At 35.7% G+C, this 17,508-nt stretch carries 20 protein-coding genes, 2 pseudogenes and 1 riboswitch; of the genes and pseudogenes, 3 read left to right on the forward strand and 19 right to left on the reverse strand.

Translation table 11 applies throughout. The features are described from left to right. The 5 genes from BTA30_RS23560 to BTA30_RS17880 all read right to left on the reverse strand — a co-directional run. Window positions 1-318 (reverse strand): hypothetical protein (locus BTA30_RS23560; protein WP_204515379.1); only part of this gene is annotated, 318 nt, incomplete at its 3' end. Between the two features lie 4 nt (window positions 319-322). Beyond that, the gene (locus BTA30_RS17865; RefSeq protein WP_076762657.1) at window positions 323-811 is read right to left on the reverse strand and encodes a stage II sporulation protein M; all 489 of its coding nucleotides are present in this window, start codon (window positions 809-811) and stop codon (window positions 323-325) included. Further along, on the reverse strand, window positions 783-1,439 hold the full coding sequence (locus tag BTA30_RS17870) for an ATP-binding cassette domain-containing protein (RefSeq protein ID WP_076762658.1): 657 nt from the start codon (window positions 1,437-1,439) through the stop codon (window positions 783-785). Before BTA30_RS17870 ends, BTA30_RS17865 begins: the two co-directional genes overlap by 29 nt. A gap of 3 nt (window positions 1,440-1,442) precedes the next feature. Then, window positions 1,443-2,816 carry a hypothetical protein gene (locus tag BTA30_RS17875; protein ID WP_125921348.1) on the reverse strand — a complete coding sequence of 458 codons (1,374 nt, stop codon included), beginning with the start codon at window positions 2,814-2,816 and terminating at the stop codon, window positions 1,443-1,445. Between the two features lie 84 nt (window positions 2,817-2,900). After that, a complete protein-coding gene (locus BTA30_RS17880; RefSeq protein ID WP_076762660.1) occupies window positions 2,901-3,170 on the reverse strand; it encodes a hypothetical protein in 270 nt (89 codons plus the stop codon). 338 nt (window positions 3,171-3,508) lie between these two features. On the opposite strand from BTA30_RS17880, the gene sigK reads away from it, so the two are divergent. Then, window positions 3,509-4,234, forward strand: a complete 726-nt coding sequence (gene sigK / locus BTA30_RS17885) for an RNA polymerase sporulation sigma factor SigK (protein ID WP_003183729.1) — start codon at window positions 3,509-3,511, stop codon at window positions 4,232-4,234. Between the two features lie 200 nt (window positions 4,235-4,434). On the opposite strand, the gene BTA30_RS17890 is transcribed toward sigK, so the two are convergent. The 4 genes from BTA30_RS17890 to BTA30_RS17910 form a co-directional block, all read right to left on the reverse strand. After that, window positions 4,435-4,878 (reverse strand): hypothetical protein, encoded by a 444-nt coding sequence (locus BTA30_RS17890; protein WP_076762661.1) that lies wholly within the window; start codon window positions 4,876-4,878, stop codon window positions 4,435-4,437. Window positions 4,879-5,968: 1,090 nt separating this feature from the next. Further along, entirely contained in the window at window positions 5,969-6,544 is a 576-nt protein-coding gene (locus tag BTA30_RS17900) for a lasso peptide biosynthesis protein (RefSeq protein ID WP_076762663.1), read from the reverse strand. A gap of 82 nt (window positions 6,545-6,626) precedes the next feature. Next, complete coding sequence (locus tag BTA30_RS17905) at window positions 6,627-8,039, reverse strand: SIR2 family protein (protein WP_076762664.1); 1,413 nt, start codon at window positions 8,037-8,039, stop codon at window positions 6,627-6,629. Between the two features lie 153 nt (window positions 8,040-8,192). Then, entirely contained in the window at window positions 8,193-8,480 is a 288-nt protein-coding gene (locus BTA30_RS17910; RefSeq protein WP_076762665.1) for a hypothetical protein, read from the reverse strand. Window positions 8,481-8,787: 307 nt separating this feature from the next. Between BTA30_RS17910 and BTA30_RS17915 the strand changes: the two are divergent. Continuing rightward, a pseudogene (locus BTA30_RS17915) lies at window positions 8,788-9,093 on the forward strand (sigma-70 family RNA polymerase sigma factor); the annotation flags it as partial. A 412-nt stretch (window positions 9,094-9,505) separates the two neighbouring features. Here the strand turns inward: BTA30_RS17915 and BTA30_RS17920 are convergent. Genes BTA30_RS17920 through BTA30_RS17940 form a run of 5 tightly spaced genes read right to left on the reverse strand, consistent with a single transcriptional unit; the run spans window position 9,506 to window position 13,812 of the window. Beyond that, window positions 9,506-10,741: an HAD-IIA family hydrolase gene (locus tag BTA30_RS17920; RefSeq protein ID WP_076762666.1), complete on the reverse strand. Its 1,236-nt coding sequence runs from the start codon at window positions 10,739-10,741 to the stop codon at window positions 9,506-9,508. Between the two features lie 11 nt (window positions 10,742-10,752). Next, the gene (thiD, locus tag BTA30_RS17925; protein ID WP_076762667.1) at window positions 10,753-11,571 is read right to left on the reverse strand and encodes a bifunctional hydroxymethylpyrimidine kinase/phosphomethylpyrimidine kinase; all 819 of its coding nucleotides are present in this window, start codon (window positions 11,569-11,571) and stop codon (window positions 10,753-10,755) included. 14 nt (window positions 11,572-11,585) lie between these two features. Beyond that, window positions 11,586-12,344, reverse strand: coding sequence for a class I SAM-dependent methyltransferase (locus BTA30_RS17930; RefSeq protein WP_076762668.1), 759 nt, complete (start codon window positions 12,342-12,344; stop codon window positions 11,586-11,588). Then, window positions 12,344-13,351: a thymidylate synthase gene (locus BTA30_RS17935; protein WP_076762669.1), complete on the reverse strand. Its 1,008-nt coding sequence runs from the start codon at window positions 13,349-13,351 to the stop codon at window positions 12,344-12,346. Before BTA30_RS17935 ends, BTA30_RS17930 begins: the two co-directional genes overlap by 1 nt. A 14-nt stretch (window positions 13,352-13,365) precedes the next feature. Continuing rightward, on the reverse strand, window positions 13,366-13,812 hold the full coding sequence (locus BTA30_RS17940; RefSeq protein ID WP_076762670.1) for a nucleoside 2-deoxyribosyltransferase: 447 nt from the start codon (window positions 13,810-13,812) through the stop codon (window positions 13,366-13,368). Between the two features lie 76 nt (window positions 13,813-13,888). Next, a riboswitch (TPP riboswitch) is annotated at window positions 13,889-13,992 on the reverse strand. Between the two features lie 337 nt (window positions 13,993-14,329). Here BTA30_RS17940 and BTA30_RS17945 point away from each other — a divergent pair. Beyond that, window positions 14,330-14,636, forward strand: a pseudogene (locus tag BTA30_RS17945) (sigma-70 family RNA polymerase sigma factor); the annotation flags it as partial. Between the two features lie 167 nt (window positions 14,637-14,803). On the opposite strand, the gene BTA30_RS24505 reads toward BTA30_RS17945, so the two are convergent. From BTA30_RS24505 to BTA30_RS17960, 5 genes are all read right to left on the reverse strand, one after another. Then, on the reverse strand, window positions 14,804-14,881 hold the full coding sequence (locus BTA30_RS24505) for a hypothetical protein (protein ID WP_420885556.1): 78 nt from the start codon (window positions 14,879-14,881) through the stop codon (window positions 14,804-14,806). A 329-nt stretch (window positions 14,882-15,210) separates the two neighbouring features. Beyond that, the gene (locus tag BTA30_RS24180) at window positions 15,211-15,339 is read right to left on the reverse strand and encodes a hypothetical protein (RefSeq protein ID WP_275666994.1); all 129 of its coding nucleotides are present in this window, start codon (window positions 15,337-15,339) and stop codon (window positions 15,211-15,213) included. 43 nt (window positions 15,340-15,382) lie between these two features. Then, the gene (locus tag BTA30_RS17950) at window positions 15,383-15,715 is read right to left on the reverse strand and encodes a branched-chain amino acid transporter permease (protein ID WP_076762672.1); all 333 of its coding nucleotides are present in this window, start codon (window positions 15,713-15,715) and stop codon (window positions 15,383-15,385) included. Then, window positions 15,712-16,476: an azaleucine resistance protein AzlC gene (azlC, locus tag BTA30_RS17955; RefSeq protein WP_076762673.1), complete on the reverse strand. Its 765-nt coding sequence runs from the start codon at window positions 16,474-16,476 to the stop codon at window positions 15,712-15,714. Before azlC ends, BTA30_RS17950 begins: the two co-directional genes overlap by 4 nt. Window positions 16,477-16,488: 12 nt before the next feature. Continuing rightward, window positions 16,489-16,962, reverse strand: a complete 474-nt coding sequence (locus tag BTA30_RS17960; protein WP_076762674.1) for an Lrp/AsnC family transcriptional regulator — start codon at window positions 16,960-16,962, stop codon at window positions 16,489-16,491. Between the last annotated feature and the right edge of the window lie 546 nt (window positions 16,963-17,508).

Genomic DNA, 17,508 nt, shown 5'->3' on the forward strand with positions numbered 1-17,508 from the left:
AATCAAACACACAATCACAAACGGCATTGTTCCTTTTAATACATGTGAAAAATTTCTCATAAAAGATATCGTTTTATCAAACTGAAAAAAGACTAAAAAGATTTTATACAAACAAGATTGAAAGAAAATAAACAACACAGAAAATATAACGATAAGCAAATTGATCACAAAAAGAAAAAGGTCAATATTTTGAATATTTGAGTTTTCTAATTCATCTATTTTTGAATACAGGATGGATTGAGATACAATCTGAATCCCCACTGTATATAGCAAAATCAAAATGATCGTATTAACATGCCGTTTTAATCGTGTCAGCATGTATTCACCCCCTTGAAATCAAACTTTCAATAACAGCAGCTAAAAAAAAGCATATAGATGTCAATAAAACCGTTTTCCTTCTTGGAAAAATATCTTTTTGCACAAACAAAAACTTTGTAAACTGAACGCTGATCTGAAGCGTCAACAGCCAGCAAAACACCTCTACTGGCGCGTGAAAAGACAGTAAGCGCATCATTTCAGAAAATGAATACACATTTAATGAAAAATAAATATTCATCCCTAGAAACAAGCTGTTAACAAAAAAAATAAAGTATGCTAAAAAACATGTTCCAAGTACACTTAAAATGGCAACCGCTATATTATTAGCAAATATCTTTAATGGACTTAAGGAAGAACTGGCAGCAACATGTACGTCAAGTCCAAAAGAACTTGCCAAAACATATCCTGCCGCCAAAAAGAACAACATCACCATTGTGTCTCTGAGCATTGATTTGCCCCGAATATTAAAATAGCTGAAGAAATTCAGAATCATTTTTTAGATCACCACTATGTTTTTGCAGCTGTTTTTTAATTGTTCCATTCTCGATGAAAATGATTGAATCAGAGATTTCTGACAACCCTTGCAATTCATGGGTAGAAAAAAAGATGCCGAACTTATGCTTATATTGCTGAAACAAATCAACAGCCGCATTATAAGCATTGATGTCAAGTGCATTAAATGGTTCATCAAATAAAAGCAGATCAGGCTTGGATAAAAAACCACTTAATAACAGAACTTTTTGCTTTTGACCCAGAGACAAATGCCTTAGTTCAGTCTCCTGAAAATCATTGATTTTTAAAGGGGTAAAATCATCTAAAACCTTCGCAAATTCTTGATCAGAAATACCGTTTAAAGACTTCATCATGTCGATATATTCTTTCGTCTTTAAAAAGTCAAGCACGAGCATATCTGGATGAATGTAGATCATCCTTTTGTTTTTCGGAAAATCAATGTTCACTTTTTCCCCTCTAATCCTTGCAAGGATTTCAATAAGAGTCGTTTTTCCAGCTCCATTTGGACCGACTATTGCTGTTATGGCTTGCTCTGCAATGGTGAAATTGACATTCTTTAAGATGTCTTTGTTATTTATCTTATATGAAAGATTGTCGACACTCAGCAAGGCTCATCCTCCTTTTTCCGAATCATATTGATCTGCATACAGTTTACTGAAAAAGGTCTTTGTCCAAATGATCAAAAAATAAACCGCAAATAAATTGATGATGAAAACCGAGGTGCCGACGAACAATTCGATTAAATCCAGCGTCTTGTGATTTATCACTTCAAGCAATGAACTGATATGTAAAACGAAAAGGATTTTTTGTGCAACTATGCCCATAGTTACGATTAAGATAAGTACAGTTGACAACTGGAACTTGGAATGATGGTAAAGCTGGAGCCTGTCTTTCGCATCTAGTTTTGTTGGATAGATCAACGATAAAGTTAACCCCAAAGAAACATCTAAAGCCGTCAATAGCAAAAAGATAAAAGCAAAATTTATCTTCCCTTCAAAAACTAAATAAAAAACGAACAATAAACAGTCCGCTCCCATGACATAAAAGAATACCAGTATTTTTTTAATAATGATTTTTTTAAAAGGATAGTCGATATTTTTCAAATAGAATAAAAAAGATTGATATCCCTCATAGCTCAGCAAATAAAAGAGCTTTGTTTTTTTCAGTAGCACAATAAAGAAAAACGCAAAAAACACGAGTTCAACAGATAAGTTTGCGAAAAAAGCATTTGCTTTCATGAGTTCGATCATCATCAAAAAGATAATAGCAGTATAGCTTGGGTCACCGGAAATCTGTTTCAACTCAACATCATCAATCCTATGCCGCTTCAAATAGCCGTTAATGAATTTCAGAACGGAAAACATAAGGATAACGGCGATAACCGTTTCTCCTGCCAAACTTTTCAGTATGCTTTCGAAAAATGGCTGATATGTATTGAAAGAAGACAACAATAAAAACAAAGCCAAAATGCCTGAAACGCTTAAGCTCATCTTTTTGATATGTTTGAATCGCGCTTTTTTCCAGATCAGCAATATTACAAGAATCCCAATTTCTATGAGAAAAATCGGCAGAACGGCGATAGATTGATAAACGAAAAATTTAAAACAGACAATATGAATAGCTAAGAGATTCAAAAATAAGATTCGCTTGCTAAAGATCGCATTTAATAAGTAAAGCTTGAAATGATATCGCTCAAGAACCGGGTTTTTAAAAGAAAGTCCATGATAGCTAAAACCGATGAAGCAGCTGACCAAAAAAAGCACTACCCATTTGGCATCTACGTTATCAACATAAGGAATGCGGTCTATATGGACGAACATCAATAATATTGGATAAACCAGATTGAAAGCCAACTGAAAAAAACGGATCATAGGAGCCCACGCCTCTAATTCCGGTGACAGTTGCTTCAGCTTAAATTCCAGCATAAAACGGCTCTGCCGGTTATAGTGTTTCATAAGATAGATGAGTATTTCTATTCGAGACACAATCCATTCAATCCTTTACGGCCGCACAGCCGCCAATTGATCACCGGAATGGCAGCCGTGCTGACAAAAGTAAGCCTTCATTTTTTACCAAGAAACAAATCCTTTAAATCCGTATCTGCTTACCGCTCGTACGATGGCTCCCGTCAATACAGTGCTCAATCCAAAGGTTGACACGATTGAAGCGGCCGTCATCCCCCATCCAATCACCTGTAAGGAATAATAAAGGGATGCAGCAGTTGCAGAAGTTAAACCTAATACTTTTGTTGCTTCAAAAATCCCCGTTCCTACTGCCAATATACTAAGTGCAAGACAGAAAGCGGCAACGGAGAGTTTTTTCACGCTATTATTCAGCATATTTCTACCTCCCTTCAATCAAATCTACTGTAAATGGTATTTTAGTACATACTGAATTTCAACAGTGATTTTTGCCTAGTTTTGTCTATCGATGTCGAAAAAATATTTTACTTTTAATAGAAACAAGTCAATCCGACTTTAGTCTAATTTAAAATTGAGTCAAATATCACAATTATTAACTATTGCTAATTCTCCATAGATGAGAAATGGATGCAGCTTTCATATCCGCCTAAATTGATCAACAGTAATTTTGCCCCGTACAGACACAGACAGCCCCCCTCCCACATACATTTATATATAGGCTTCTGCCTACATACATTTTGTGGAGGTGCCGATTAATGACAGGTGTTTTTGCAGCGCTCGGGTATGTCATCAAGGAACTTGTTTTTTTAGTATCATATGTGAAAAACAATGCCTTTCCACAACCGCTATCAAGCAGTGACGAAAAGAAGTACTTAGAATTGATGGCCCAAGGGGATGAGCACGCGAGAAACATGCTGATTGAGCATAACCTCAGGCTTGTCGCCCATATCGTCAAAAAATTTGAAAACACCGGGGAAGATGCCGAAGACCTGATCTCCATCGGAACGATCGGGCTGATCAAGGCGATCGAAAGCTATTCGGCCGGAAAAGGAACAAAGCTTGCCACGTATGCAGCGAGATGTATTGAAAACGAAATCCTCATGCATCTTCGCGCTTTGAAAAAAACGAAAAAAGACGTCTCCCTTCACGATCCGATCGGCCAAGACAAAGAAGGAAACGAAATCAGCCTCATCGACGTCCTCAAATCAGAAAACGAAGACGTCATCGACACCATCCAGCTCAACATGGAGCTTGAAAAAGTGAAAAAATACATCGACATCTTGGACGGACGGGAAAAGGAAGTCATCGTCGGCAGATTTGGCCTTGATTTGAAGAAAGAGAAAACGCAGCGCGAAATCGCGAAGGAGCTCGGGATTTCGCGGAGCTATGTGTCGCGGATTGAGAAGCGCGCGCTAATGAAAATGTTTCATGAGTTTTATCGGGCTGAGAAGGAGAAGCGGAAGAAGGCGAAGGGGAAGTGAGATCAATGAAGAGGCTTAGGGTTATATTAACCTGGCCTTCTTTTTATTTAAATGGTAAAACAAAATTTTAAAGGAAAAAATAAAAACTTTCGAGATTTTCCCGTTTAATTTTGATCTAGCAGCAAACATTTTAACCCATCATATTATTACAGGAAAGAGCAGCGACAGGGACAATGCCACTTTGCAAATTCTCTTCGGAATCATTTATCGGATATAATCCCCAATTCCTTTCTTGTTTTATTAAAGCTGTTTGTTATGTAATTTAAAAGCCTCCTATCTTCATCTACTTTTGGTTCACTACCATAACCCATTTTATTCATTTGGTACAGCCGGATTGAGTCATCGTATAGATCACCTACCAAATCCTCTAAATCAGGAGGACAAAGTTCCGGAAAACTTTCAATAATACCTTTTATCTTAATCATTTGCTCATGTGTCAAACCATCATATCCTTTCGGGGTATATCTTTTGCTTGTCACAATTTTATATAGAGGTGAGTAGATTTTCATCAATGCATCTTCTGTGTACTTGGAAGTTGCATTTTCATTTCTTAGTTTTTTATCCTTTGCATAAGCACCTAGATTGGTAAAAAACGCAGATAATAAAGCAGTGATGACCACCGTTAAAATTTGAGTCCAGTTCATAATAATCCCTTTCTGTATACTTTTTGGTTATTATTATACTAGACTGCCTTATTTAATTTCCATCATATCTACATAATCTAAGGCATGTTTTTACTGAAATTCGGTTTAAAACTGAGATTCATTTCTCTTTTTTACTTGGCAACCTAAAAAATTTTCTTGTATCAACTCCTCGAAACAACATTATTTTTACAATCTCAACTCCAAAAAAAAATGCAATCATTGTATTACAGAAGGGAAGAAACACATAAAAAATGTCAGAAATCTGTGGCGGAATGTTTGTATAAACTCTTTGATGTCCTATCCTGATCATGAACCACGCTAATGGTATAGAAACTAAGTATAAAATAAAAGCTATAATAATCATTTAATTCACCTTCTTTTTTAATTTTTATTTTTGAATTGTGGGTACTTATATCTTTCTGTTCAATGTAAACATTTAATAGATTCATAGTTAACTTCTAAACGCTATAGCCTTTCATAAATAGGTGGCAAAAGTATGACAAAAGCAAAATGTAGGTAGTAATAAACTTTATCCAAGGATAAGAGATGTTAGTTTCCTATAAAATGCATAATGATCATCATTCCAAACAAAAAAATTTCACATAAGAAAATATACGCCTTTTATTTTAGAGTAAAAACAGATAACTTCCGAGTGCTCCTTTAAATTACTTCAACTGACATTTTAAAACCAGAGAGCAGAGACTTAACATGATCCAGTTGCATAGTTAAATATACATCGATATTTTGGCTGTCTGAAAAAGAATGATTGCGAGTAGGTTGATACTGGAGAGAAAACAAAAAGAAAATTATTAATGAGCTTGGTTATTTTACGGAGTTATGTCTCACGAATTAAATAGGCACTTGTGAATAATGTTCCATGATTTTTATTGTGCGGAGAAGAAGAAAAAAAGCAAAGGGGAAATAAGAACAATGAAAAGGTGAAGGAGTATATAAACCTGGCCTCTTTTCCTATTTAAATTAAAATAGCCCGAGTTTAAGTTAAATTTGTAATAGAAACCTTCACTTGGGCTACTACTGTTTTTCATTGGTTTTAAAAGGTTCTTTAAAAAAGCATTAGCCACCTACTTCTTTAATTTGTATATTTTGATTTAACAATCCATTGATTCTCTCGATATTTTTGTCTTAGCTCTTGAATGTTTAGCTTCAAATGAACTTCCTTTCCAAGTTTCTTGACTACGGACCACAACCCATTTTTTCTAGGAGCATCATCCATATATCGGACAAACCCTATTTTCAGAATTGTGGCTACCCCTATATCAGGAGTTCCTCCCTCTTCTTGTCCGTACTCAATATCGTGCATTTTTTGCCCAGACTCTAAGTAATAATCTGCAAATACCGGTTCTGCCATTCTTACTCCCTGAAGCCCCATATTAATGGCTGAATCATATACTTTTCCATCTATCTCTATCCACGAATGATCAAAATGAAATGCCCCACTCCTTACTACACCTAAGCATAGCTTTGCATCATATCCTAATTCTTTTAAAATGACAAATAAAATAGCTGAAGAAACATGGCATGATCCAGCACTATTTCTAAATTCCCTAAAGACTGTAAAATAAGCATCAACTAATTTTTGATCGTCTGATACCTTTAGTGCATGATATCTGCATTGAGTTATATCGATTGTATTTGCGCTTAACATGTGAAATTCCCCCCCCATACACTCATCTTCACCGTAATAGCTACAAGCAGACCTTTCGCCTTACCTAATGTAGCATCATTTTTTACTCTTCAATAGGCGGATAAGCTATTTCTCGCTCATCAATTTTTATTACATATGGCTCCATGTCTTTCACTTTTTTCAACAAGTGAACCATATTCATTGAATACCTGCTTATTCCATTCATATAAACATGATAAATATTATTACTCGCACGTAAGTCTACACCAGTGTTAATACTAATATCCCTTATTAAATCATAAGCGTGAGACCAATATGAGCGCTCCCCATCATATACTCGTTTACACAGTTCAGTTGCTGTGAGAGTATATTGAACAGCTAGTTGATTTGGATCTTGAATATCAGCAAAAGTAACGAGTGTGTTTCCATCTACTGTAGATGATGTAAATAAGTCTAAGAAACTTTCTCGGTCTGTTAAATATCGTAAGCTAGCGATATCTACTTCAAGATTCTTGATGGAATCACTTTTTACCACATTATACACCGTCTCTTCAATTTGTTTAAGTAATTCTATATCTACAGAATCTTGATATAAAGCTTCATATAGCTTTTCGTATGAATGTAACTTTATATAATTAAGTCTAACTGACTCGCCATTTCCAACAGATATTGATTTTTCTTTCGGTGGTATGGTATTACTAATTGGTTCGCTACTCCACTCAATAAACCACATATTCCCAATCATTGGCTCGGTTTCTGTGTCAATAATTTGTTTGACATTATATAAAATTGATTTAATATTTTCATCGCTTAAGCTGTATCCAATAAAAAGGATTGGATGCTCCATGAAATATGTAAATAACTTTGCAATTAAATAGATTTGCGTTTTAAAAAAATTGTCGTAATCTTGCTGTTCGATAATAATACTTTTACTATCTTCAACAGATCCATGAATTTTTAAAATATGACCAATACTCGTTGATTTCTTTTGGCGAATAACTTGTTGACCAACTATAGCTTCGTATTTAGGGAATAATGTTTCTAATAAAGTATCATAGTTAGTTGTAATGATAGCTTGAGGGTTTAGTTTTTTGATCAACTCAATTTCTGTATTTAACTCATGATTATCTGCATCAAATTGTTCCATAAGCTCGATTAATATACTCGCAATTTTATATTTTAAGTGAATGCTTCTTGAAGACGACTCAAATAAAAATGGAGGAAATCGTTCTTTATCAGAATAATTTTTCCAAGCGTACGTATGATAAAAATCTACTAGTTCTGTTGCAATTTTTGCATAATCACCATTATGCTCTTGAATAAAAAACTGCATAGGCATTTCAATTTCTGGGTTATCTTCTATCAACTGCTTTAATAAACCAGACCACGTCGGAGAATTTATATATCTTTGGGAAAAACCCGAACCAATGAAAAAAATTGGCCTACTTTTCATATCAGCTATATATTGTTTTAAATGGCCTACAGAACTATTCAAATAAAAATCATAGTTTGACATAGCTCCCCCCTATTTTTACATTAAATCCATAAATAGTACTAAAAAGAAAGAATAAACTACTTAAAGAACTGATTCTGGGTCACTGATATCATTCGGCACGTAGCTTGTAAAGCGCGGCGGGATATTTGACTACAAGCTGAACCCATGTTTTATTTATGAAAATATTAATGCTGCAACAAGAAGATTTAATCCATTGTTTTCTACATTGAATTTTCTTTTATAATCACTGCCATTGTAAGTGTTAAACCAACCTTCAAGATATTCCTCAGTTTCTGATTTGTTTGCAAAATCAGCTAAATCAGGCATATCATATTTTTTCCCTAAATAGGTAAATAGAGTTCGATTTAAGCTTTTTTCCTTAACAACTGTGATTTCCTCTTTAGCTCCTTTATCAATTAAATGATTAATTAATAAAGTTGGAAATTCCATCTCTATACTCATTTATTCTCACCTCCAATTGTTTTTAATTATTCGACACTTAATAACAATTTCCTCCCATAAAATACTGTCCATTATCCATACCAATGAAATAGTACTCTTACATTCAATTTTTGTCCATTAACTAGTGGTATAACATAACAGTCATTCTTAAAAATCAGTTTTTAAAATTCAATTTGTCAAAATGGACAGAGCAGTCTGTTTAGCTGTCGTGTTAATCAATTATGATATGGACAAGATGCCTTTATTCCCCTGGTGAATTGAGTAAAATAACAAATAACGCAACAAAAACGGATAACATCTAGGTGCTAATGAAATCAGCCTCATCGATGTCCTCAAATCAGAAAACGAAGACGTCATCGACACCATCCAGCTCAACATGGAGCTTGAAAAAGTGAAAAAATACATCGACATCTTGGACGGCAGAGAAAAAGAAGTCATCGTCGGCCGCTTCGGCCTTGATTTGAAGAAAGAAAAGACGCAGCGCGAAATCGCGAAAGAGCTCGGGATTTCGCGGAGCTATGTGTCGCGGATTGAGAAGCGGGCGTTGATGAAGATGTTCCATGAGTTTTACCGGGCGGAGAAGGAAAAGCGGAAGAAGGCGAAGGGGAAATAATGTCATAGAAGCCGGTCTAAAATTCCGACTTCTTTTCATTCCATTAGGCCCTCAACATAGTGAATCCATATCGTTGGTTATGAAAGCTTATTTTCATTACACTCGTATATTCACTTTGCACCATTTCTTTACGTTTATATGAATTATGGTTAAAAAATGGAGAGCCTAACGTTTTGCAATTCTTTGTTTTTTCTGATCCTATATTTCAAGCGTGAAGGCCCATCAACCTCTATGTTTGCATAAAGTTACATTCATTTTGTGTACAAAATAATCACTGATACTGCATCAAAGATAAACCTGTAGGGATGAAAAACAAAAAAGATACCAATTTAATCTTTGGCATCTTCTCTATTTGATTCCCTTTACAATTGTTTGCATATTTCATCTTACTAATGGAAAATATAAAGTTAACTTAACGAATAAAAGCAAGGTCTTTCTGTGCTAAAGCATCCTCCAACCACCTAGGGTGCATTGGCAATAGATTTTCTGGTAACTCGTGGATATTAAAATACCTAATTTCTAAGGCCTCCTCTGTGGATTTTTTCAATGTCCCTCCAATCACTTCACATTGAAAACAGTTGGTAATAAAGTGACTGACTCTTCCGTCAGGGTAAATAAATGTCTGTGAGCTTGGATCTGAATAAACTCCAATCATTTTAGAAACTTTAACAGTTAATCCGGTTTCCTCTTTTATTTCTCTTATTATCGCTTGTTCAACTGATTCACCAGGTTCCACATGTCCTGAAGGTATGCCCCATTGACCATTATCAGCACGCTTCATTAATAAAACCGAACTTGATTCTTTGATTATTATTCCAGCGACTCCAGCTTTAACTTGTTCTGTCCATTGATAATCTGGTTTTTCACGTACTTCTATCTTAATTTCACTATCGAACAAATACTTCAAATCGCGGATCACAACATCTGGATTTCTAAAGTCATGTTCTACAGGAAATAGAGTATTTTGATCAGAAACTAAGATAGAAGCTATGCCCATTCGGTTCGCTCCAATAATATCTGTCTCAGGTGTATCTCCAATCATGACGCATCTCTCTTTGTCTTCAAAGGACTCAAGTACTTTTTCAAATATTGAAGACTCCGGTTTTCCAATTATGATGGGCTCTTTATCTGCTCCCGTTTTAACAGCCTCAACTATGGCACCTGTAGCTGGAGCTGGTCCTTTAGCGGTGGGAAATGTTTTATCCCCATTTGTAGCAATAAATGAAGCCCCACAGCGGATGAGATTTACTGCCTTATGTATATCTTGAAAAGTAATATTGTTATCCCATCCAATGACAACAGCCTCTGCTAGATCTTCTTCAAGATCAATTCCAGCTTTTCGAATCTCGCTTTTAAGTTGATCATTTCCTAATATATATGCTTTCTTTATTCCAGCCTTAACAAGGTAATCAGCTGTTGCCCACCCCGAAGTAATGACTTCATCAATACTTGCTGAAAAACCGAGTTTATGAAGCCTTTTAACAATCGTTTCTCTTGTAACACAGGGATCATTTGTTAAAAAACGAATGGATTTCTTTTCTTCACGGAGGCGTTTTAAAGAAGAAACAGCTTCTGGTAAAGCTTTGTCTCCTATATAAATAACTCCGTCTAAATCGAATAAAAATACATCATATTCCTTGTAAATCATCGTAACACTCCTTAAGTAGTTGTCTCTTGATTAATGATTGAGCGATACGCGAAATGATTTGTAGGCCCTTGTCCCTTCCCAATTCCTATGGGATGTTTAATGGCTGCTGAAATAAATTCTTTTCCTGTTGCGACAGATTCTGGTATACTGTGCTGCTTTGCTAGTTCTGCAGTTATAACGGCAGAAAAAGTACAGCCTGTTCCATGGGTATGTTTTGTTTCAAAGCGAGGAGAAACAAATTCCTCGAAGGTCTCGTCAAAGTACATAATATCGCGAGCTTCTCCGTTCAAATGCCCCCCTTTTACGACAGCACTCTTTGCTCCATATACTTCCACAATTTCTTTAGCAGCATCACGCATCTGCTGTATAGTTTTTATTGATTTGCCGATTATTACTTCTGCTTCTGGAATATTTGGAGTAATAACAGTTGTTTGAGGTATTAATAATTTTTTCAAATGATTAACGGCATCCTTATGAAGCAGATGATGTCCGCTTTTAGCAACCATAACTGGGTCCATCACATACGATTGGATATGAGCCGCTTTTAATTTTTCAGCTATCAGTTCAATAATTTCCACACTTGCAAGCATACCAGTTTTTATAGCATCTGGTTTTATGTCTCCAATGACACAGTCTATTTGCTGAGATATATTATTCAGAGATACCTCCTCAAAACTTTTCACACCAAGTGTGTTTTGAGCAACAACTGATGTAATAACAGCCATTCCATATACTTGCTGTTCCTGAAAGGTTTTTAAGTCTGCATGAATTCCCGCTCCCCCGGTTGGGTCTGTTCCAGCAATCGAAAGTGCTTTGTAGATATCCGTCAACTCATACTCCTCCTTTAGGTAGGTTTAACTGCTTCAAAAATTATGAAAGGTGGATATTCCTTTTCACTTTTCCAATTATTAAATTTAAATTTTTGTTCGATGGCCTTTAACTGCTCTCCGTCAATTTCGTTTAACGTTGGTTCTAGTAAAGTTACACTTTCAAAACCTGCATTAGATAAAAGTTTATAGTACATTGACTTCGGCCAATGAAAGTCATTTAAAATTAAATCTGCTTGTTCAGGAACATGAAGCCACTCATTTCTTTCTTCTCCATAAGAATATTCTTTCCCCGGTATTCCGTTGCGAAAGGTTGAAAATTCTATTCCGGTTGAATCAGGGTTCGTATCGAGTATAACAAAAGAAGCGCCCGGTTTTAACACACGAAAAATTTCATCCATTATTCTTTTGATACGTTGATCACTATCTGTATTAATAAAGACGTAACAGGCCATAGCAGCATCAACTGAATGATCTGGTAAGAAGGAAAGATTATCATGTTCAATTAAATGATAGTCAACATGTGGATGCTTTCTTTTTGTCTTTGCTATATCTAACATCTTACTTGATTCATCTACTGCGATTACATTGCAATCTATTCTGTCAGCTAACCTATATGCTACCTTTCCGGGACCACAGCCAAAATCGACCACCTTTTTAATATCCGCTTTATCAAATTTACGAAAAACATACTCAAAACCTAATGTTTGTTCTAAAACGTCGTTATAAGCATCGAATTTACCAGCAACACTGTCTTCTTTCCAAGAAGTTTTCATTAAATTTCCTCCTTTTGTTTAGTTGAGAAATAATTAAACCACTTATTTCTAACAAAAAATTGATAAATAGGAAGTAAGCCTTGAAATAGAGAATGATCCATATCTCGTTTATAAGCAATATGCTGATATATACTGAAAAGTAAAAGAATCTGTTTCCAATATTCAGGTAAGTCTAGAGTTTCAATATCCTGCTTTGACATTGAAATTTGATCTTTTCTAAGCAAAGCCTCATATTCTAAAACTGTTTCGATGAAGATCCAATTATTCCCGGTAGGCATTTTAGGAAATTCAAAAGCCGAGATACCATTATGGTTTTTTGCTTCCTCAAGTACTGTTTTTGCCCATTCATTGTCCGACTCGTAAATATGAATGGAACCAACATTATGGAAATATTCCCCGACTTCTAAATGAAGTTCTCTCGCCATTAATTCTTGCATAAATGTAAAAGAGAAAAGATCACTAACCATCCCTCGAAATGCATCATTTGCACGCATTACGGAAGACATGTATAACTTGTCTTCTCTTATGAAAAATTGCAAACCGATTGTGCAAGAAACATCAATGTTTCCAGAAACGAAGAGTTCCGAGGCATCGAATATTTGAATAAATGCCCTTTTTGAATCAATGTCTTCTCTTGTCAAAAGATTTTTTATTCTGTTCCATTGATTTAGTTTTGCGTTTCCAAATTCAAATATTTTAGGTCCATACGCAGTACCTGTTAATGTTTTTTTATTCATTGAATATAAAGGCATTTTTTTATTGTAATAACTAATAAAATCTAAGTTGTTACTCCCCGATAAATACCATAAAACTTCAGCAAAATTAAACACGATATTTGTTTTTCTAGAGGGTAAGTAAGTGACACGTTCTATTGGATTTTCAAGGGTCAGATGATAGTTCAATTGTTCTTTGCTTTTTTGTCCACGCGGTGAATTCAAATATTCAGGGTTGTAATAGATGTCATACAGGGTTTCCATATATGCTTCATGAAAAGTTTTCTTTCTCATTTAGATTCCACCTTTTATTTCATAAGGATACTTTTAATCTTCTCTAATAAATCATCAGTATCTTTAAAATTAATGTATTCAACATCAGCTACTACATTTAACCCTTGGATTAAGAATGCGTAATCCCTATCATTTTCTAGTAATAACACTATCTTTTTTTTCAAGGCAGAAGCCCATCCAATTTCTATATGCGTTCCAGGAGAAGCCGGTGAACCAGGAAAAGCTACAAAAAGGTCGCAAGTGCTTATTTCATCAAAATCAATTTTAGTGCATTGTTGGGGTGTCATGAAATCTTTCCCCCATCCTTCTCGCTTGTGGGCATTATGAACTAACCATCCTTCATTTTCAAAAAAAGAAATTAATGACTCTAACTTTCCCCTTTCATGTAAACTCATCAATCCAGTATTCTCATCTACTAAACTTTTAAAAGGCCCTGCTAAAAAAACTTTTTTAGTTGTCACTTTAATATCATCCTTTCAAAATAAATAAAGCCACTTTCATATGAAAGTGGCTTAAATATAGATAAGATAAAAAATCTCTCTAATTTTTTCACTTCCCTACGCTGGTATTAACCAAATCAGGTTCAAAGGGTCAGGACTTATGTCTCTTCTCAGCTTCTAAAAGCTCCCCCAGTGGATAAAATATAAATATTTACTTTAATCCTAAACTATTCCATACCATTTGTCAAACAATGATAGGATTAACGTTGAACCCTACGTATCAACCGACAAAAGGTTTTTGAAAGTTAATCATGACTTGCATTTGATGGCATGTCATGGGTACTCCTAGAGGGATTCAATAACTTTAATAGTAGCAAAAAATGCCGATATAGTTCGCTATTTTTTAATTAGTTTGAGTTTCCCATCAAGTAAAAACATATTACCTAATAAACCTAACCGGTAACAGTAAGCTCCCTAAACAAAACCAGTTAATCCTTTATCGCTTTAACACAACAAAAACGGATAACCTCTAGGAGTCAACGAAATCAGCCTCATCGACGTCCTCAAATCGGAAAACGAAGACGTCATCGACACCATCCAGCTCAGGCACAGAGCTTGAAAAAGTGAAAAAATACATCGACATCTTGGACGGCAGAGAAAAAGAAGTCATCGTCGGCAGATTTGGCCTTGATTTGAAGAAAGAAAAAACGCAGCGCGAAATCGCGAAGGAGCTCGGGATTTCGCGGAGCTATGTGTCGCGGATTGAGAAGCGCGCGCTAATGAAAATGTTTCATGAGTTTTATCGGGCGGAGAAGGAGAAGCGAAAAAAAGCGAAGGGGAAATAACGCTGTAGAAGCCGGCCAAAATTCCGGCTTCTATTTCTTTCACTAGGTCCTCAAAAAGTGGAAACTTATATAAATTACATTTCCCCAGTATTACAAGCGCTTGAAGTATTACGCTCATATCATTTTTTAAGTCCTCACCAAAATATATCGTCCTCTATGAGGTTTTCTTATCTCTGGATTTTTTTCTTTAATTGATCCATAAATACCGTCATATTAGAGATTTGCTTACCAGTTTTCTTTTCAATCTTTTTTGTAGATTGATACTTCTAATCGGCTTTTCCTGCTGCTTTAATATATAATGCTGCTTCATGCAAGGCCTCTGATTCAACTCTGCCCGGTCGCCTTTTTTTCTCACTTGCTTTATTGATTCGGTGTTCGATGCGTTTAATGTTACATTTTTTTGGTTGCATTTCTTTACATCATTTGCTGTTAGTTCAACGACTTCAAATAGAGATGGAGTCTTCTTCCCTTTACTCAGGTCGTTCTAATTCTCTTAAACGTGCATAGATCTTCACTCGTACTGATCAGAACGAGTGAAGTATTGACATTTCAAGTTTATCTAATTCTACTAACCTCATACGCAAAGCTTCTCTTTGATCAGGCATCTTCCTAACGACTGTGCATACGGATCATTCTCTACTTGTTTATAAATTTGTTCACGGTATTGTTCATAGATTTGAGACTCGTCAATTTTCTTTTTCACCATTCCCCGCCCCTTTGCTTTTCATAAATCCAAATCAGTATGATCAAAAAACCAATTGCACCAAAATCATATATACAACGGTTCCTCCCGCTATGGAGAGGAGCATATTTTTCTTCCAGAAGTGAAGCAGTGCAACTACACCTACTGCAATAAGCTCAGGGAACCCGTGACTGCCAGAAAGCAGGCTCACATCCTTAAAACAATAGATCACCAAAAGTCCTAACACTGCCGATGGCAGTACTTTACCGAGATACTGCACATACTTCGGTGTTGGTTTACCCGATGGGAAAACCATAAATGGAAGAAACCTTGTCAGCATTGTGCCTATCACGACTATGGCAATCGTGATGATTTGCTGCGTTACACTCATTGTCATCGGGCAACCTCAACTTTCTCCAATGGTTTTCTAAAAGCGGTAAGCGTCCCCAAAATAGCAAGCATCGCAGGAATAATGAAGTTGTTTCCGCCAAAAATCATAAGGCTGACTGCTGAAAGTCCAAGTCCTGCGAGATTGCTGAAGTGCCGTTTCTCTTTGATCCACTGTTCAATGAAAATCACAACAAAAAGAGCCGTCATCACAAAATCGAGCCCTTCTGTGTTGAACTTGACAAGAGAGCCAAAAATGCCGCCTATCGCTGCCCCTATCACCCAATAAGAATGATTAAGCAGTGTTACAAAGAACATAAACCAGCCCTTGTCCACATTCTTCGGAATATCAACTGTACAATTGATAGAGAAAGACTCATCACACATCCCGTAAATCAGATAAAACTTTTTCTTCCCGGTTCCCCTATACTTATCCAGCATAGAAATGCCATAAAACAAATGGCGTGCGTTCACCATTAACGTTAAAAAAAGAGCATTCATCGGGTTGAACGCCACAAGCAAAAAATTGGCTGCGACAAACTCCATTGACCCTGCAAAAATGGCAAAGCTCATGATGATTGGATAAATGGCACTGAACCCTAATGAATTCATATAGATCCCATAGGCAATCCCCAAAAATACAAAACCCGCCAAAATAGGAACCGTATGCGGAAAAGCCGCACGAAATGCAGCCCATATTTGAATTCTTTTATTCACTTGATTGTATGCCCTAAGAGAATTTAAATTTAACGAATCCTTGTTCTCATTCAAATCCATAACCTCCTAAACTTCGTCAATCGGCACACTGACCGTCCTTTTTTCTGTACTCATAACCATGCTTGTATCAACTCCACTGATTGCCGGATTCTGCATTAACGAATCAATGATAAAGTTCCGATAACTCTCCATGTCCTTTGCTACAATCTTAAGCATGTAGTCATGGCTTCCTGTCAGTGTGTAGCACTCTTGAACCTGAGGATATTTGTTTATATCCTCTAAAAATGAATGAATGGTTTCCATATTCAGGGGTGATAAATTGATAAGTGCTAATGCTGTGACTTCAATTCCTAATTTTTTCTCATCAACAATCGTCGTAAACTTTTTAATAATACCAGTTTCTACTAGGTTTTTTGTTCTTGCAAGACATGCCGATGGTGAAAGCCCAATTTTCTTTGATAAATTTAGATTTGATATTGAAGCATCTTCCTGCAATTCTCTTAATATTGCCTTGTCATAATCGTCAAAAATAATCGCCATATCGAACCTCCAATTAATATCTTATATATTGTTTAATCGATATGTTAACGTATTATATGCCGGTAATCAGTATGTTTAACTATATAAAATTTATAAAAAACAATAATACAGAGAATAAAATTTATTTACGTCTCCTGTTGGACCAGTTGATTCAGGTTGGTCCTATTACATTAAGTAAATCTACTAAAATATCTGCAGTTTTTTCTTTCGGAAGATTATTGATTAAAATAAATGCTTTTGTTGTGCCTGGGAAAGTCGTAGTTGTCGTCTGATAAATTTCAAGCTATGTCCATTTCCTTCAGCGGTATACGATTTGTAAGTACAATAACAAAAAGACCATATCCAAGAAAGTGAAAATGACGACCAAGATAAGTAACCTGTATCGTAACAGAGGGGCCGGGAGAAATCCTGTTTTCGCTAGTTCTACAAGAAATTCTCCCCCTTCTCCTGCATTAGTCGGAACAAAGTGATCTAGTGTCTACTGGTGATTTACCTTAATCTTTATTTGAGCAAAAACAGAAGCTCTTGCGCAGCCTTCGTCATATA

It is taken from the genome of Bacillus swezeyi (genome assembly GCF_001969815.1).
Classification (GTDB): Bacteria; Bacillota; Bacilli; order Bacillales; family Bacillaceae; genus Bacillus; species Bacillus swezeyi.

What these genes read in the sequence shown, in the direction of transcription:
- BTA30_RS17865 (WP_076762657.1), bottom strand. Translation starts at nt 811, where the DNA reads ATGATTCTGAATTTCTTCAGCTATTTTAATATTCGGGGCAAATCAATG.
- BTA30_RS17880 (WP_076762660.1), bottom strand. Translation starts at nt 3,170, where the DNA reads ATGCTGAATAATAGCGTGAAAAAACTCTCCGTTGCCGCTTTCTGTCTT.
- sigK (WP_003183729.1), top strand. Translation starts at nt 3,509, where the DNA reads ATGACAGGTGTTTTTGCAGCGCTCGGGTATGTCATCAAGGAACTTGTT.
- BTA30_RS17890 (WP_076762661.1), bottom strand. Translation starts at nt 4,878, where the DNA reads ATGAACTGGACTCAAATTTTAACGGTGGTCATCACTGCTTTATTATCT.
- BTA30_RS17900 (WP_076762663.1), bottom strand. Translation starts at nt 6,544, where the DNA reads ATGTTAAGCGCAAATACAATCGATATAACTCAATGCAGATATCATGCA.
- BTA30_RS17905 (WP_076762664.1), bottom strand. Translation starts at nt 8,039, where the DNA reads ATGTCAAACTATGATTTTTATTTGAATAGTTCTGTAGGCCATTTAAAA.
- BTA30_RS17910 (WP_076762665.1), bottom strand. Translation starts at nt 8,480, where the DNA reads ATGAGTATAGAGATGGAATTTCCAACTTTATTAATTAATCATTTAATT.
- BTA30_RS17920 (WP_076762666.1), bottom strand. Translation starts at nt 10,741, where the DNA reads ATGATTTACAAGGAATATGATGTATTTTTATTCGATTTAGACGGAGTT.
- BTA30_RS17930 (WP_076762668.1), bottom strand. Translation starts at nt 12,344, where the DNA reads ATGAAAACTTCTTGGAAAGAAGACAGTGTTGCTGGTAAATTCGATGCT.
- BTA30_RS17935 (WP_076762669.1), bottom strand. Translation starts at nt 13,351, where the DNA reads ATGAGAAAGAAAACTTTTCATGAAGCATATATGGAAACCCTGTATGAC.
- BTA30_RS17950 (WP_076762672.1), bottom strand. Translation starts at nt 15,715, where the DNA reads ATGACAATGAGTGTAACGCAGCAAATCATCACGATTGCCATAGTCGTG.
- BTA30_RS17960 (WP_076762674.1), bottom strand. Translation starts at nt 16,962, where the DNA reads ATGGCGATTATTTTTGACGATTATGACAAGGCAATATTAAGAGAATTG.